14 protein-coding genes and 1 tRNA gene are annotated in these 14881 nt (G+C 55.0%); 6 read left to right on the forward strand and 9 right to left on the reverse strand.

Annotation, left to right across the window (positions count from 1 at the left end):
- Nucleotides 1-9 precede the first annotated feature (9 nt).
- The 6 genes from ACTHYN_RS05635 (at nt 10) to ACTHYN_RS05660 (ending at nt 8237) form a co-directional block, all read left to right on the forward strand.
- On the forward strand, nt 10-660 hold the full coding sequence (locus tag ACTHYN_RS05635; RefSeq protein ID WP_441811490.1) for a DUF4194 domain-containing protein: 651 nt from the start codon (nt 10-12) through the stop codon (nt 658-660).
- Entirely contained in the window at nt 660-4034 is a 3375-nt protein-coding gene (locus tag ACTHYN_RS05640; protein ID WP_441811491.1) for an ATP-binding protein, read from the forward strand. The genes ACTHYN_RS05635 and ACTHYN_RS05640 overlap by 1 nt, the downstream gene beginning before the upstream one ends.
- A complete protein-coding gene (locus tag ACTHYN_RS05645; RefSeq protein WP_441811492.1) occupies nt 4031-5200 on the forward strand; it encodes a DUF3322 domain-containing protein in 1170 nt (389 codons plus the stop codon). Before ACTHYN_RS05640 ends, ACTHYN_RS05645 begins: the two co-directional genes overlap by 4 nt.
- Before the next feature lie 263 nt (nt 5201-5463).
- Nucleotides 5464-6459 (forward strand): TRAP transporter substrate-binding protein, encoded by a 996-nt coding sequence (locus ACTHYN_RS05650; protein ID WP_441811493.1) that lies wholly within the window; start codon nt 5464-5466, stop codon nt 6457-6459.
- Nucleotides 6460-6978, forward strand: a complete 519-nt coding sequence (locus tag ACTHYN_RS05655) for a TRAP transporter small permease (protein ID WP_441811494.1) — start codon at nt 6460-6462, stop codon at nt 6976-6978.
- Nucleotides 6975-8237, forward strand: coding sequence for a TRAP transporter large permease (locus ACTHYN_RS05660; RefSeq protein WP_441811495.1), 1263 nt, complete (start codon nt 6975-6977; stop codon nt 8235-8237). The genes ACTHYN_RS05655 and ACTHYN_RS05660 overlap by 4 nt, the downstream gene beginning before the upstream one ends.
- A 23-nt stretch (nt 8238-8260) precedes the next feature.
- On the opposite strand, the gene ACTHYN_RS05665 is transcribed toward ACTHYN_RS05660, so the two are convergent.
- The 9 genes from ACTHYN_RS05665 to fabZ all read right to left on the reverse strand — a co-directional run bounded on the left by ACTHYN_RS05665 (nt 8261) and on the right by fabZ (nt 14847).
- On the reverse strand, nt 8261-8479 hold the full coding sequence (locus tag ACTHYN_RS05665) for a VF530 family DNA-binding protein (RefSeq protein WP_441811496.1): 219 nt from the start codon (nt 8477-8479) through the stop codon (nt 8261-8263).
- 259 nt (nt 8480-8738) lie between these two features.
- Nucleotides 8739-9746 carry a helix-turn-helix transcriptional regulator gene (locus tag ACTHYN_RS05670; protein WP_441811497.1) on the reverse strand — a complete coding sequence of 336 codons (1008 nt, stop codon included), beginning with the start codon at nt 9744-9746 and terminating at the stop codon, nt 8739-8741.
- Nucleotides 9747-10345: 599 nt separating this feature from the next.
- Nucleotides 10346-10876 (reverse strand): GNAT family N-acetyltransferase, encoded by a 531-nt coding sequence (locus ACTHYN_RS05675; RefSeq protein WP_441811498.1) that lies wholly within the window; start codon nt 10874-10876, stop codon nt 10346-10348.
- On the reverse strand, nt 10848-11150 hold the full coding sequence (locus ACTHYN_RS05680) for a type II toxin-antitoxin system TacA family antitoxin (protein WP_441811499.1): 303 nt from the start codon (nt 11148-11150) through the stop codon (nt 10848-10850). Before ACTHYN_RS05680 ends, ACTHYN_RS05675 begins: the two co-directional genes overlap by 29 nt.
- A 432-nt stretch (nt 11151-11582) precedes the next feature.
- Nucleotides 11583-11659 (reverse strand) — tRNA-Met (locus ACTHYN_RS05685).
- Nucleotides 11660-11726: 67 nt separating this feature from the next.
- A complete protein-coding gene (gene rnhB / locus ACTHYN_RS05690; RefSeq protein WP_441811500.1) occupies nt 11727-12416 on the reverse strand; it encodes a ribonuclease HII in 690 nt (229 codons plus the stop codon).
- Nucleotides 12417-13598: a lipid-A-disaccharide synthase gene (gene lpxB / locus ACTHYN_RS05695; protein ID WP_441811501.1), complete on the reverse strand. Its 1182-nt coding sequence runs from the start codon at nt 13596-13598 to the stop codon at nt 12417-12419.
- Between the two features lie 20 nt (nt 13599-13618).
- Nucleotides 13619-14410 (reverse strand): acyl-ACP--UDP-N-acetylglucosamine O-acyltransferase, encoded by a 792-nt coding sequence (gene lpxA / locus ACTHYN_RS05700; protein WP_441811502.1) that lies wholly within the window; start codon nt 14408-14410, stop codon nt 13619-13621.
- Nucleotides 14410-14847, reverse strand: a complete 438-nt coding sequence (gene fabZ / locus ACTHYN_RS05705; protein ID WP_441811509.1) for a 3-hydroxyacyl-ACP dehydratase FabZ — start codon at nt 14845-14847, stop codon at nt 14410-14412. Before fabZ ends, lpxA begins: the two co-directional genes overlap by 1 nt.
- Between the last annotated feature and the right edge of the window lie 34 nt (nt 14848-14881).

Consider the following 14881-nt stretch of genomic DNA (forward strand, 5'->3'; position numbering starts at 1 on the left):
CCCTTTTCAATGGATACCGACCAAATCATGACCACAGCCGAAACCGAAGACAGCAGCCAGGGGAAGGCCCTCTCCCTGGCGGTGATCCGATTACTGAAAGGGGTAATCTATCAGGATGACGATCCCGGTCTGTGGCAGACGATTATTAACCTGCAGCCCCGCATCCGGGATTACGTGGCGGTGATGGGGCTGACATTTCAGATTGACGAATCCGAAGGCTACGCCTGGCTGGCGACTCAGGAAGAAAGTGAGGACGCCACCCCACTGCCCCGGCTGATGAACCGCCGCCAACTCTCCTACCCGGTCAGCCTGTTAATCGCCCTGTTACGCCGCAAGCTGGCCGAGGCAGACACCACCGGCGGTGAACTGCGCCTGATCCTGGACCGGGAAGAGGTGGTCAACCTGATGCGCACCTTCCTGCCGGAAAGCTCCAATGAAGCCCGGCTGGTGGACCAGATCGACGGTTACCTCAACAAAGTCGCCGAACTGGGGTTTATCCGCCGCCTGCGGGATCAGCGGGACAAAATCGAAGTGCGACGGATTATCAAAGCGTATGTCGACGCCCAGTGGCTGAACGAATTTGATCAACGCCTGCAGGATTACCAGCGACACATCACCCCCGGCAGCGGTCAGCCACAAACCAACGAGGACGCGGACTGATGCAGGAGCAACTGCTGGATTTTGTGGAAAGCGACACCCGCGCCGGGTTCCGGCTTCAAAGCCTGGAAGTGCTCAACTGGGGCACCTTTGACAACCGGGTCTGGCGTTTGGAAGTGAATGGCGAAAACGGCCTGCTAACCGGTGATATTGGCTCCGGCAAATCGACACTGGTGGATGCCATGACCACCCTGCTGATTCCCGCCCAGCGGATCGCCTACAACAAGGCGGCGGGCGCGCTGACCAAGGAACGCTCACTGCGCTCCTACGTACAGGGTTATTACAAATCCGAACGCAGCGACACCGGCCATAATGCCAAGCCCGTGGCCTTGCGTGACCACAACAGCTATTCCGTGCTCCTGGCCGTGTTCAGCAATGAAGGCTACGACCAGCAGGTCACCCTGGCGCAGGTGTTCTGGCACAAGGACAAACAAGGGCAACCAGCCCGTTTCTATCTGGTGGCAGAAGATGCGCTGACCATCCGCGAACACCTGGCCAACTTTAACAACGACATCAAAACGCTGCGCAAACAATTGCGGGACTCCCCGGGCGTGCAGCTGTTTGATACCTTCAACCCCTATGAAGCCGCCTTCCGGCGCCTGTTTGGCCTGGAAAATGATCAGGCCCTGGCGTTGTTCCACCAGACCGTATCCATGAAGTCCGTTGGCAATCTCACCGACTTCGTACGGGAGCACATGCTGGAAGCCTTTGATGTGCAACCGCGCATTGATGGATTGCTGCATCATTTTGATGATCTCAGCAGGGCCCATGAAGCCGTGCTCAAGGCCCGGGCTCAGGTCGAAGCACTTACGCCCTTGGTGGCTGACTGCGACCGTCATCAGGAAAGCGCAAAGCAGCGCGCTCTTTGGGAGCACTACCGAGAAACTCTGAAAGCCTACTTCGCCAGCCACCGCCGCCGTCTGCTTGAGCAACGTTTAATCAACCTTGAAGCAGAGCATGATCGCCAGAGCCGCAACCTGGACAAGCTGGGTATCACACTAAGAGAACAGCGGGGCCAGCGGGATCAACTCAAAGGCGCAATTTCGAAACAGGGCGGGGACCGGCTGGAACAGCTTGCCGCTGAAATCGACCGGTTCGATCAGGTTCGTCAGCGCAGCCAGCAAAAAGCCAACGATTACGCCCGCCACGCAGCCAGCCTGGATCTGGCAGAGCGCCCCGATATCGACACCTTCTCACGCAACCTCACCATACTGGGGACACGTAAAGACGAACTGGAAAGCCACTCTGCTGAACTGGAGAACACCCAGAGCGAGCTGAATTTCTCGCTGCGGGATTACCGCACACAACACGATGAACTGGACAACGAACTTACCTCTTTGCGCCAGCGCCGTTCCAACATCCATTCGCGGCAGATTGGCATCCGGGACGCCCTTTGCGATGCGCTCAACCTTGATGCGGATGACCTGCCCTTTGCCGGCGAACTGATCCAGGTACGGAAACAGGAAGCCGGTTGGGAAGGCGCCGCCGAACGGGTGCTTCACAACTTTGCCCTGTCCCTCTTGGTTTCGGACACCCATTACGCAGCCGTCGCAGACTGGGTGGAGAAAACCAACCTCCGGGGCCGGCTGGTCTACTTCCGGGTGCGCCAGCAACAGACCAGTGTTCCGCCGGGCCTGCATCCGGAATCACTGGTGCACAAGCTGGACATACAGCCGGATTCCGAATTCTATGGCTGGCTCGAACAGGAACTGGCACGTCGCTTCGACTACGCCTGCTGCGAGGATATGAACCAGTTCCGCCGGGAATCACGGGCGATCACCCCATCCGGGCAGATCAAGGCCGGCGATCAGCGCCATGAAAAAGACGACCGGCACAACCTGAATGATCGCAGCCGGTTCGTGCTGGGCTGGAGCAACGAACAGAAAATCGCCACGCTGGAGAACCAACAGGCTGATCTGAAGAAAACCATCCAGCAACTCGGTGAACAATGGGCGCACATCGGTGAGCAGCGCAAGGCACTGACCGCACAGCGCGACGCCATCACCGCCTTGTTACAAATTCAGGACTTCAGCGATATCGACTGGCAAACTCCGGCGCAGGCCATGGAGACACTGAAGCAAGAAAAACAGGCGTTGGAAAATGCCTCCAACCAACTCCAGACACTCACCAACCAGCTTGAAGAACTGGAAGCGCGAATCCAGGACACCGAAGAGAGGGAGAAAAAACTCAACCGCGAATTGGGCAGCACGGAAGACAAACAGGAAAACGCCCGCAACCAGCTGGCGGAAGCGCAGGCATTGCTGACCCATGAAGCTGGCCTGAGCGACGAATTCACCGCGCTGGATCAGCTGCGATCACAAGCCCTGGGCGAGCATCAACTCACGGTGGAATCCTGCACCAATCGCGAGCAGGAGTTCCGGGAATGGCTGCAGAGCAAAATCGATAATGAATCGCGGCGACTGAAACACCTGGAGGAGAAGATTCTCAGGACCATGAGCCAATACATTCACGCCTGGCCGCTGGACACCCAGGATGTGGATGCCAGCCTGAATGCCGCCCCCGAATACCGTGCCATGCTTGCCAACCTCCAGGCAGACGACCTACCCCGCTTCGAGCAGCAGTTCAAGGCCCTGCTCAACGAAAACACCATCCGGGAGATTGCCACCTTTCACGGTCAACTAAGTAAAGAGCGCCAGCAGATTCGTGAGCGTATCGACCAGATAAACCGCTCCCTGGCCGACATCGAATACAACCCCGGGCGCTATATCCTGCTGGAAGCGCAACCCAACACCGACGCAGACATCCGCGAGTTCCAGGAAAGCCTGAGAGCCTGCACGGAAGGCACCATGATGGGCATCGAGGGGGATCAATACGCAGAACAGAAGTTCCTGCAGGTAAAGGCCATTATTGAACGCTTCCGTGGCCGCGAAGGCACCAGCGATCTGGACCAGCGCTGGACCCGTAAAGTGACCGACGTGCGCCAATGGTTCGCGTTTGCCGCCTCTGAGCGCTGGCGGGAAGACGGCAGCGAATACGAGCATTACACCGATTCCGGCGGCAAGTCCGGCGGGCAGAAAGAAAAACTTGCCTACACGGTTCTGGCCGCAAGCCTGGTGTACCAGTTCGGGCTTGAGTGGGGCGAAGTGCGCTCCCGCAGCTTCCGCTTTGTAATGATAGACGAAGCCTTTGGCCGAGGCTCTGACGAGTCTGCCCGCTTCGGGCTGGAACTGTTCCAGAGGCTCAATCTGCAGCTACTGATCGTAACGCCGCTGCAAAAAATCCACATCATCGAACCCTACGTGTCCCACGTGGGCTTCGTATACAACCCGGAAGGACGGGAATCCCTGTTGCGCAACCTGACCATTGAAGCCTACCGGCAAGAGCGCGCGGCAAGAGAGCGCATTCAGGTGCAATGAAACACTCCAACTGGACGACACCGGCAGACATTCGCGAGCAGCTGGCGAAACGCTGGCGCAAAGGCGAATTGCTAAGGGCCACTCACCAGCCCGATACTCTCTTCCCCCTGCGCCTGCCCTTGAAGAAACCGGGGCCTGGCGAACTTGTAGAGCAGTTCGATGCTGCAAGAAACTGGATCAACCACTGGCAAACCGCCGCCAACCAGGACCTGGAACTGGAATGGCAAACCGTCAATAACCGTCAGCTCGGCCGCAACTCGTTGCCCGTGGCTGTGGTACTGCCCACCCTCGAGGCAGCGCTCCGGCAAATTGGCCAGCTAAATGCGGCTCGCCAATACCAGTCATTGACGGCTGAAATCAGCCAGCAGTTTCCTGAACTCGCCGGCTGGTGTCAGCAAAAGCCACTAGCCATTCTGGCGCAGCAGCACGAATGGCAGACATTGCTGGCCATTCTGGCGTGGATGGTGGTGAACCCCAGGCCGGGCATCTATATTCGCCAACTGGAAATTCCCGGTGTGCATACCAAGTTTATCGAGCGCAACCGTGGCCTGCTGAGTGAGTTGCTCGACCGGGTTTTGCCAGAGCATGCCATCGATGCCAGCGTCAGTGGCGTCCGCCACTTCGAGCAGCGCTATGGCTTTCTACGCAGGCCCGTGCGGTTGCGTCTGCGATTTCTGGACAAGGCTCAGGATATTAGCGGTTTACGGGACATTGAAATTCCCGTAGATCAGTTCCAGACGCTATCTTTGCCCGTCGATACGGTTTATATCGTGGAAAACGACGTCACCGCCCTGGCCTTTCCAGACACGCCCTCATCTATCGTGATTTTTGGACAGGGCTATGGCATCGGCAAGCAGCTTGCCAACGCAAGCTGGCTAAAGGAAAAAAACGTGATGTACTGGGGCGACATTGATACCCATGGTTTCCGAATCCTCAACCAGCTTCGCGACGCCATACCCAACAGCCGCTCCCTGCTCATGGACGCGGCAACCCTCCGGGGCCATCAGCATCTGTGGGGCATTGAACCCAGTCCTCATATCGGGGATTTGCCGAACCTGACAGAACACGAGCAAGCGGTTTATCAGATGCTGAGTACACTTGAGCCAGGAAAGAACCTGCGGCTGGAGCAGGAACAGATTTCGTTTGCGGCTTTGCAGGAGAGGTAGGGGTTCAGGGTAAGCGCCAATGAAAGCTACAGCACAAGAACCGTACCTTCCCAAGTAAGATCTGGCACAGCATTCCCCGCAGCGATATGGCGTTGCGTGAAAACTTCGAGGCCACCGCAGAAGGGAGAGAAGCTCCCCCATCGGCAGCCCTCCACCAATCGATTTTCTTTTTAAAATCAACTAAGCTCACTCGTCTCTCCCCATCTTCAGCGGGGGCCCATTTTTCGAACGCGTTATCGCCTGATTCATCAAGGAAAACTACAATGAAAAAACTCAGCCTGAATACGCTGACGCTAAGCGTTTCGCTGGCCATCGCCAGCACGGCCTTTGCATCCGATTTTACCGATATGGACCCGGTCACTCTGCGTCTGGCCCATGTGGTTAACGAGCAGGACGGTTTCCATATTGCCGCCGTCAAATTTCAGGATTTAGTAGCAGAACGTACCGAAGGTGCAGTAAGCATAGAGCTGTACCCTAACGCTTCACTGGGTGACGAGCGCACCCTGCTGGAAGGCATGCAGATCGGCACTGTCGATATGGGTGTGATCACCAACGGCCCCGTGGCCAACTTTGTTGAAGAAATGGCCGTGTTCGAACTGCCGTTTCTGTTTCCCTCACCGCAAGCCGCTTATGAAGTGCTCGATGGGCCTATTGGCCAGGAGCTGCTGGACAAGCTCTCTGAGGTTAACCTGAAAGGCTTGGCCTATGCCGAACGTGGCTTTCGCAACCTGACCAACAGCGAGCGTAAGGTCAACACTCCGGAAGACCTTGATGGCCTGCGCATCCGCGTGATGGAAAACCCGGTGTACGTAGACACTTTCCGGGCGTTAGGCGCTAACGCTATCCCGATGGCGTGGACAGAAGCCCTCACAGCCATGCAGCAAGGCACCATTGACGGACAAGAAAACCCGGTCAATGTGGTTCACTCCTTCAAGCTCAACGAAACCCAGAGCTATATGACCCTCTCGCGGCATACCTATGCCCCGGCCATATTCGTGATGGGCATGCCTGCCTGGAACAGGCTCCCTGAAGCGGCTCAGGATGTGCTGGCGCAAGCCGCCCAGGAAGCCGCTGAACATGAGCGCCAGGTAAACGCAGACATGGAATCCGAGCAGCTGGCCGCACTGCGCGCAGCCGGCATGGTGATCAACGACAACCCGGATATGGAAGCGTTCCAGGCCGCCGTGGCGCCAGTATATGAACAGTACGGCAAACAGTTCGGTGATTACCTGCCGCGCATTCAGGAGGCGCTCAAGTAAGTGGCCACAGCACTTCAACCGTTGTTGAGGCCGCTAAAACGGATTGAACACGGGCTGGATGCGATTCTCCAGCCCGTGGTCTTTGCGGCTATGGCGGCATTGATAGGGGTGATTACCCTGCAGATTGTATCCCGCGTGCTGTTCAGCGCGGTCGGCTGGACCGAGGAGGTCAGCCGTTTTCTGCTTGTGTGGATCACCTTTCTGGCGGGCACTCTGGCGTTTCAGCGTGGCCGGCACATCGCCGTGACCTTTGCCGTAGACGCCCTGCCTGTGCGCCTGCGACAAGCCGCACGCATCGCTGCCACGCTGGCAGTACTGGCCTTCACCGTGGCACTGGTAGTGATCGGCTATCGCTATATGCAAGTCCAGAGTTTTCAGAAATCTGCATCCTTACGGCTCTCCATGACCTACGTTTATGCCGTGATTCCGCTTACTGCTGCCCTGATGAGTTGGTATGCCTTCGTCGACCTGCTGGAGTTGATAATCAATGGCGAGCGTGTTGAGGATTCTGGTCCATGACACTGCTTCTTTTCGGACTTTTTTTCGGGCTCATGCTTCTGGGCGTGCCTATCGCCTTGGCCATAGGCGCCAGCACCATGGTTGCGTTGAGCCAGGCCGGGGTGCCACTGATGGTGGTCACCCAGCAAATGTTTCAGGGCATCAATTCGTTTGCTCTGGTGGCTATTCCCATGTTCATTCTGGCCGGCGATCTCATGGCGCAAGGCAAGGTGAGCGAGAGGCTGGTCAACTTCGCCGACTCCCTCTTCGGTTTCCTGCGCGGAGGCCTATCTCTGGTGTCGGTAATGGCAGGTATGTTCTTCGCTGCGATATCAGGCTCCGGGGCAGCGACTACGGCGGCTGTAGGATCAAGCCTGGTGCCGGAATTACGCAAAAAAGGCTACGACCCCGCGTCTGCCGCCAGCCTAATTGCAGCAAGCGGCACCCTCGGCGTGGTGATCCCGCCTTCGGTGCCCATGATTATCTATGCGGTGATTGCCCAGCAGTCGGTAACCGAGCTTTTCCTGAACGGCTTTCTGCCGGGCTTGGCTATGGGGCTGGGGCTGATGGCGATTGCCATTACTCAGGCCTATAAACGCCAATACCCGAAAGGTACACCGCTGTCACTGCGCACCATCTGGCGCACGCTGAAAAGTGCCAGTTGGGGGCTGATGACGCCGGTCATCATTCTGGGAGGCATATTCTCGGGTATTTTCACCCCTAGCGAGGCGGCTGTGGTGGCGGTCAACTACGCCTTGCTGGTCTCGCTGTTCATCTATCGCGATCTCAAGCTCAAAGATGTGTATCGCATTCTGATTCGTTCTGCCATTACCACCTCAGTGATCATGCTGGTGATCGCCACCTCGGCAGTGCTGAGCTGGACGCTCTCCAGTTGGCAGGTGCCTGGCGCCATTGCTCAAGCCGTGCTCTCTATCTCCACCAATCCTTACGTGATCATGCTACTGGTAGTAGGGATAATCCTGCTGACTGGTGTCTTCATCGAAACCGCCAGCGCTTTGATCATCCTGACACCCGTTCTACTGCCGCTGGTGCTTCAGTTGGGAATCGACCCGATCCATTTTGGCATCGTCATCGTTGTAGGGTTGGCAATCGGCATGATCACCCCGCCGGTGGCAATCAACCTTTACGTGGCTTCCTCAATCACGCAACTGCCTCTGGAACGGATCACACGGGCAATCATTCCGTACTTGCTGACCTTGATCAGCGTATTGCTACTGATCGTGTACGTGCCGATTCTCGCTGGCTGGTCAGGGTCCTGACCAGCCAGGTATGCCCCGGTTTTTTACACAAACGTTGATATATACAAACTCTCAACCTTATCCCGGGCCCACTGGGTCTTACGCAGGAACTTCAACGATGACTTGATTGAGGGGTCATTCTTGAAGCATTTTATGTCGATTCGCCGGGCCAGTCCTTCCCAGCCGTAGTGCTCCTGCAGCCTTGTCACAACACTCTCAAGCGTAATTCCGTGCAATGGATAATTCGGTTGTTCACTACTCATGTTTTTATACCTTCACGGTTGCCAGTTTTGTTGGCACTATCAATACCTGTACCCAATACTTGTACCGCCCATCTGGTTAAAATTTAACTAGCACCAACTATCCTGCCAGAGGAAGGGTGCGTGGGGCTTTTATTCCAATACCCTCGGCCACTTTTTCTCCGCCTGAACAATACCCCACCAGTTGTTTTGGGTCCGTCACCATCTCCAAAGGCGGAAGCTTCGCTATGTAATCATGAACAAGCACCGTGAGTTTTTCAGGCTATTGAGCCTTGGCCTGTCGGCTTCGATTCAAGCCCCGCGTGAGGGTGCTTTCAATCTCCTCCCCTAACCACGCCGGCTCCAGAATATCGCAATGCTCGGCCTGAGCCGTCAGCCACCAGCGCAAATCCTGGGTATCGCCCACCGTGACCGCCATTTCGAAGGTGGTGTCATCAATCTCGGTATTGATTTGGTCAAAGCCCAAGGGCGATTCAATGAGATGGTTCAAGGTTGGCTTATCGCAACGTAGCTTAAGGTAGACTGGCTTGTCAGACTTCAGGATACCCATGGCTCCGGAATGGATATACAGGTCCAGATCAAAATCCTCTGGCCGTTCAATCGGTGCTTCCAGCACGTCGCCCGCCGTGGCGCGGTGCAACACCAGTTGGCGGACACCTTCCCTGCCCTCAATGTTTCCAATCAAATACACGTTCGGATCACGAAAGATCAGCCCATACGGGTGTACGGTAATCTCCTCCGGCGCTGGCCAGTTGCGGGCCTGGTAGGTCAGTTTGCAGGTGTATTCCCGCAGCAGTGCTTCCGTAACGGTTTCCAGCACATCGGCATCTATGGCGGGGCGCTGACCACCAAGGCCGCGGTTAATCACTCTCACCCGGTCGGGCCACTGGCCGAGGGGATTTTGTTCACGCAGCAAGGTGCGGTGGGCTTCGTCAAAGTGGGGCTTCAAATGGGAAAGCGCCCTGGGCGGCAGCATGGGGGAGAGATAAGCCCTGGCTAATTCAAACGTGAGGGCCGCCGGTAAATCCAACGCCGGGACAATATCGACGGCCGCATTCCGATCAAACGACCAACGATACTGGCGGGCTTTTTCATCCACCAGCAAGGGAAAGTCTGTGCTGAGCTTTTCCAGATCCCGCTGAATGGATCGCATGGTCACGGAAAACTCATGTTCTTTCAGCCGGCTCGCCAATTCGGTTGTGGTGATGGTTTTCGGGTACCGGGGCACCATTCTGAGCATGGTGAGGTAGCGAACGGCGGTGCTGGACATGGCGGCTTCCTTGCAGGTTTGTTTTGGGCAGTGGCGTCAGAAGCGACAGTTCTTGACGTGACGCCATGCTAGATACCCGGAGCGAGCAAGTAAAGCGTTGATCAGCCGCAAAGGCTTCTCACAGGGTGCCTGGAAATTATGGCCATCCACCCGGGCGAACGTAGAAACGCTCATCAACGAGAACCAGATCGCCAGTCACCCAACGCATCCTCACGGTAAACCTTGCCATCGTTTGAGCGATAGTTGCCCAGTGCATTTTTCGGATTTGGCCTTTGTTCCCGTCGGTGCAGTGATAATTCAGGTGGCCAAGGGTATTCTTCCGGGCTGTGCATTCTGCCAATGCACTTGGCGGCAGGGTCAGAAAAACAAGCCCTAAGAGCAACCCGCACGGAACCTTGCTTTGATACAACCATAGGAATCACCTCATCAAAACGCCCTCGAAGTTACAAACAGCTCAAAACGAGACACCCAAGCCTGCGCTGACACCCTGCACCATATAATCCGACTTCCAAAGATAAGTGCCATAATTCAGATAGGTATAGATGTTTTCGTTTATAGCAAGATTAAAAACATGGATCCGGCTCCGGGGCAGAACTCAACTACCGTCCACTTGTCTGCGAGAGTTCGACTGCCTCGAGACATTGTTCAAAAGGTAGCCAAAGAGCTAAAGAGTCACCCTCAACAACATCAATCGCAACGAACCCGAACTTTTCGTAGAATCTTTTCGAGTCGGCGTCTTTGGCATCTACCGCACAGCCGATACCTCCAACTGACATCGACGCATCAACAACTCGCCTCAGGCACTCGATCAGCAGGTATGCGCCTAATCCATATCCTTTGACAGAGTTATCAACCGCAAGCCGTGCCAGCCGGTAAACCGGCGGATCCGACGGAAACCGCTTTTGTAGAGGATGCCCCTGAGGGAAGACAAAGGTGCTGGGAAGAAGAGTGTAATAACCCAGGATCTCCGTCGGGTCGACCTCATCTTCAATCAGTACATAAGTCCGTGTCGCCATCTTCTGGCTGCTTTGCCGGGCAATTTTCTTTAAGAACTCGTTGAGTGCAGATTTACCGCAGTCAAACTTTCGCCGATTGTGTTCTTTACTGATTTCTTCGATTCTTAAAGTCACCAGCCAACTTCCTGTGGTTGAGTGCAGCTTCCCGAAGCTCTGGGTTAATCGGCTCAGGGTTATCCAGCAGCTCCAGCATAAGATCAGCACTTTGCCGGCAAACCCGGATTTGTAGCGCCTGACGCTCGGCCTCTTGTGCTTCTTTCTTTGCAGCGTAGATCAGGAACTGGCTCAAGCTGCGGCCCGTTAACTCTGCTGCATGAGCAATAAGTCTCTGCGTTTCTTCATCGACACGGGCGACCAAGCGAGTGTCTTTACCTTGTGTGTTCATCATATTCTTCACCGATGGTGGGATAGGCTCGACTGGAACCCAAGAAAATTCTCTTCCTTGATAAAAAGTGATTCGACGGACTCAATCCACGTGTGCCATATTGGCATACTTAACTGACTCAATCAACTTGGTGTGCCAATTTGGCACAGTCTTGACCAGGCTGAATGAGCTTCAATTCCGCCGAGCCATCTTGTTGCGGGCCGCCAGAATATCCGCCTTAGTGATCTCTCCTACCAGTGATACCCGCTTTTAATAAGACAGGCAGGAGCATATACCCAGTGCCACTGGAAGACTTACGGTCAAAAGCGAAGCGGGGCCGGAATCTCCAAATCAGAAATTGGCACACATAGGGCACGGTGAGGGCACGGAGAAAATTTCAGGATTAAAAAGCAAAAAAGGCAGACCAGTAAGTTACTGATCTGCCTTTCTTTTATATGGTAGCGGGGGCTGGATTCGAACCAACGACCTTCGGGTTATGAGCCCGACGAGCTACCAGACTGCTCCACCCCGCATCAAACTGGTTGTTGCCGGGTGACCCCGATCAACGTGCGCGTATATTAAGGATTCAGATGCGAACTGTCAAATACTATTTTCAAAGAGGTCAGTCGGATAGCTTAAGTTTTCTGACTCGTGTGCCGTCGGCGCTTTGAAAAAGCCGACCTGTTTCATGGCTTCCTGAACCGGGCGGAAGGATTTTCGGTGCTCTGGCGTTACGCCCAACCGGAACAAAGCCTCAAGGTGCACAGGCGTGGGATACCCCTTGTGCTTCGCAAGGCTATAACCTGGGTACTTAAGATTCATTGCTTCCATTTCCCGGTCCCGGGTTACTTTGGCGATGATGGATGCGGCGCTGATCGCTTCTACGCGGGTATCTCCTTTTACCACAGGCTCTGAATGCCAGTGCCACTTGGGGCATTTGTTGCCATCAACCAGTACGTATTCAGGTGCAACCCCAAGCCCTGCAACGGCCCGTTCCATTGCGATCATTGTGGCCTGGTAAATGTTGATCTGATCGATCTCATGAGCCTCACAGCGGCCCAGGCACCAGGCAGTAGCATGCTCGAGGATCTCATCGTATAACGCGTTGCGCTTTTTCTCCGTAAGCTTCTTGGAGTCTGCCAACCCGGCAATAGGCCGGTCGGGATTCAGAATTACGGCGGCCGTTACAACCGCGCCGATGAGCGGCCCACGCCCTACTTCGTCCACCCCGGCCAGAAGCTTTCCCTGATAAGCACACTCGAAAGGTGGCAGGGCGGGTGCACGGGCCATTCAATGAACTCCTTTTTCAATGAGTGCCGAGATTGCCTGCGCGGCTGTTTTATCAGCATCTTGCTTCAATGTGTGGTGAAGCTCTGTGAACGCCTCGATCAGCCGATTTCGCTCTTGCTGATCTTCCATACGCTCCAATACGGCGGCGCCGAGTGATTCAGGCGTCGCGTCATCCTGCAATAGTTCAGGAACCAGCGGTTGCTTTGCCAGCAGGTTAGGCAATGAAACATGAGGCACCTTTACCAGACGTGACAGAAGCGCATAACTAACATTACTTAATCGGTATCCCACTACCATGGGTTTCTTCAACAACATGGCCTCAAGGGTCGCAGTTCCAGAAGCTAGCAACACAACGTCTGAAGCCGCCATTACTTCCCGAGACCGGCCTCTTACAATAGTGACCTGCAACTTCACCTCAAGCGCTTCAATAAGCTCGCGAACCTGCTTTTCCCGGTCACGATTTACGCAGGGTATAACCAGCTGTACATCTGGCCGTTTGGCTTGTATCCAGCGCGCCGCTTCCAAAAACAGCGTGCCGAGCCGCTCAACCTCTCCGGCACGGCTTCCTGGCAATATCGCCAGCAAAGGTACGTTCTCATCAAGCCCCAGTTCCTGACGAGCTTTACTTGTCTGCGGGACAACAGGTATGCGATCTGCGAGGGGGTGCCCTACAAATGCAACGGGCACATCATGCTCTTCATAAAACCCGGCTTCGAATGGCAGCAAGGTGAGCATCAGGTCAACGGATTTGGCAATTTTGAAGATTCGTTTCTGTCGCCACGCCCAAACGGAGGGGCTCACATAATGAACGGATGGTATGCCTGCTTCGCGGCAGCGCCGCTCGATAGCCAGGGTGAAATCCGGGGAATCAATACCGATGACCACATCGGGTGGTGTGGCAAAGAAATAACTCAGCAGACGGGCACGTATACTGAACAACTCCCGGATACGGCCCAGAACCTCTACCAGCCCCATAACGGACAAGCGTTCCATGGGAACCAATGAATGAAAGCCTTCAGCAATCATCTCATCGCCACCTATGCCAACAAAACGCGCTTTTGGATAACGATCGCGAAGTGATCGAATCAGGCCTGCGCCCAGGATATCCCCAGACGCCTCTCCTGCAATAATTCCAAAGGTTACTTTGCGATTACTCACCACGGCAGTATGGGGAAGGCCCATCAAACAAGACTCCTGCCAGCTCAGCGAATAATACCGCGATGAGCGCCGCGCAGGGAGTCGATAAGCACGCGAGCTTCTGGCGTATCGGCATAGGTATCTTCCAGCATTTCAACAGCCTGCTCTGTGGTCAAACCCTGGCGGTAGATAACCTTGTATGCACGGCGCAGGGTCATCACCACTTCTTTATCAAAACCACGGCGTTTGAGGCCCTCAACGTTTATACCGTGAGGCTCCGCTGACTGGCCAGCAGCCATCACGTAAGCAGGTATATCCTTCAGCACGATACTGCCACCAGCCGCCATACTGTGAGGCCCGATATGGCAAAACTGATGAACCATGGTACCGCCACCCAGAATAGCGTGGTCGCCCACTGTTACGTGGCCTGCCAATGTTGCGCAGTTGGCAAGAATGATGTCGTTGCCAATAACGCAGTCATGAGCCACATGCACGTAGGCCATAAGCAGGTTATTGCTACCAATTCGGGTTTCGCCCTTGTCTTGCACCGTGCCACGGTGAACGGTGCAATTTTCGCGAATAGTGTTGTTATCGCCAATAAACAATGTGGTTGGTTCGCCAGCATACTTTTTATCCTGGCAGGCCTCACCAACGCTACAAAACTGAAAAATACGGTTATTCCGACCAATGACCGTTGGCCCTTTCACCACCACGTGGGAAAGAATTTCTGTGCCCTCGCCAATTTCGACATCGGGGCCAATATAACTCCAGGGGCCAACCGTTACGTTATCCGCAAGCTTGGCTGACGGGTCTACAATCGCCTGAGGATGAACACCCGACCAGTCGTTTGTTGCCATTAAACTTCTCTCTCAGCGGTCAGTATCTCTGCAACGCAGACGACGTTTCCATCGACCAACGCGCGACAATCAAATTTCCAGATGCCACGTTTTTCAGAGATTATCTCCGATTCCATGCACAACTGGTCTCCCGGCAAAACAGGACGCTTAAAGCGCGCCTTACTGGACCCAGCCAGGTATTGTACCAGCCCGTCCGTAGGTTTCCGCCCCACGGTCGCAAATCCGAGAATGCCTGAAAGCTGGGCCATGGCCTCAATAATGAGCACGCCTGGCATAATGGGGTTTTCAGGAAAGTGGCCAGTAAAAAACGGCTCGTTAAAGGAGATGTTTTTATAGCCTTTAATCGACTTCGACTTTTCAATCTCGGTCACCCGATCCACCAGCAAAAAGGGATAGCGGTGCGGGAGATATTCCAGTATTTCATCGATATACATCATGTTGATCGGCCTCAGCCCTTTGATTTCTTTTCCA

Origin of the sequence: Marinobacter sp., from assembly GCF_052091845.1 — a bacterium.
Taxonomy (GTDB): domain Bacteria; phylum Pseudomonadota; class Gammaproteobacteria; order Pseudomonadales; family Oleiphilaceae; genus Marinobacter.

Bases quoted from the DNA above. Each gene is read 5' to 3' on its own strand.
- ACTHYN_RS05635 (WP_441811490.1), top strand. From the start codon at position 10: ATGGATACCGACCAAATCATGACCACAGCCGAAACCGAAGACAGCAGC.
- ACTHYN_RS05640 (WP_441811491.1), top strand. From the start codon at position 660: ATGCAGGAGCAACTGCTGGATTTTGTGGAAAGCGACACCCGCGCCGGG.
- ACTHYN_RS05645 (WP_441811492.1), top strand. From the start codon at position 4,031: ATGAAACACTCCAACTGGACGACACCGGCAGACATTCGCGAGCAGCTG.
- ACTHYN_RS05650 (WP_441811493.1), top strand. From the start codon at position 5,464: ATGAAAAAACTCAGCCTGAATACGCTGACGCTAAGCGTTTCGCTGGCC.
- ACTHYN_RS05660 (WP_441811495.1), top strand. From the start codon at position 6,975: ATGACACTGCTTCTTTTCGGACTTTTTTTCGGGCTCATGCTTCTGGGC.
- ACTHYN_RS05665 (WP_441811496.1), bottom strand. From the start codon at position 8,479: ATGAGTAGTGAACAACCGAATTATCCATTGCACGGAATTACGCTTGAG.
- ACTHYN_RS05670 (WP_441811497.1), bottom strand. From the start codon at position 9,746: ATGTCCAGCACCGCCGTTCGCTACCTCACCATGCTCAGAATGGTGCCC.
- ACTHYN_RS05680 (WP_441811499.1), bottom strand. From the start codon at position 11,150: ATGATGAACACACAAGGTAAAGACACTCGCTTGGTCGCCCGTGTCGAT.
- rnhB (WP_441811500.1), bottom strand. From the start codon at position 12,416: ATGGCCCGTGCACCCGCCCTGCCACCTTTCGAGTGTGCTTATCAGGGA.
- lpxB (WP_441811501.1), bottom strand. From the start codon at position 13,598: ATGGGCCTTCCCCATACTGCCGTGGTGAGTAATCGCAAAGTAACCTTT.
- lpxA (WP_441811502.1), bottom strand. From the start codon at position 14,410: ATGGCAACAAACGACTGGTCGGGTGTTCATCCTCAGGCGATTGTAGAC.
- fabZ (WP_441811509.1), bottom strand. From the start codon at position 14,847: ATGATGTATATCGATGAAATACTGGAATATCTCCCGCACCGCTATCCC.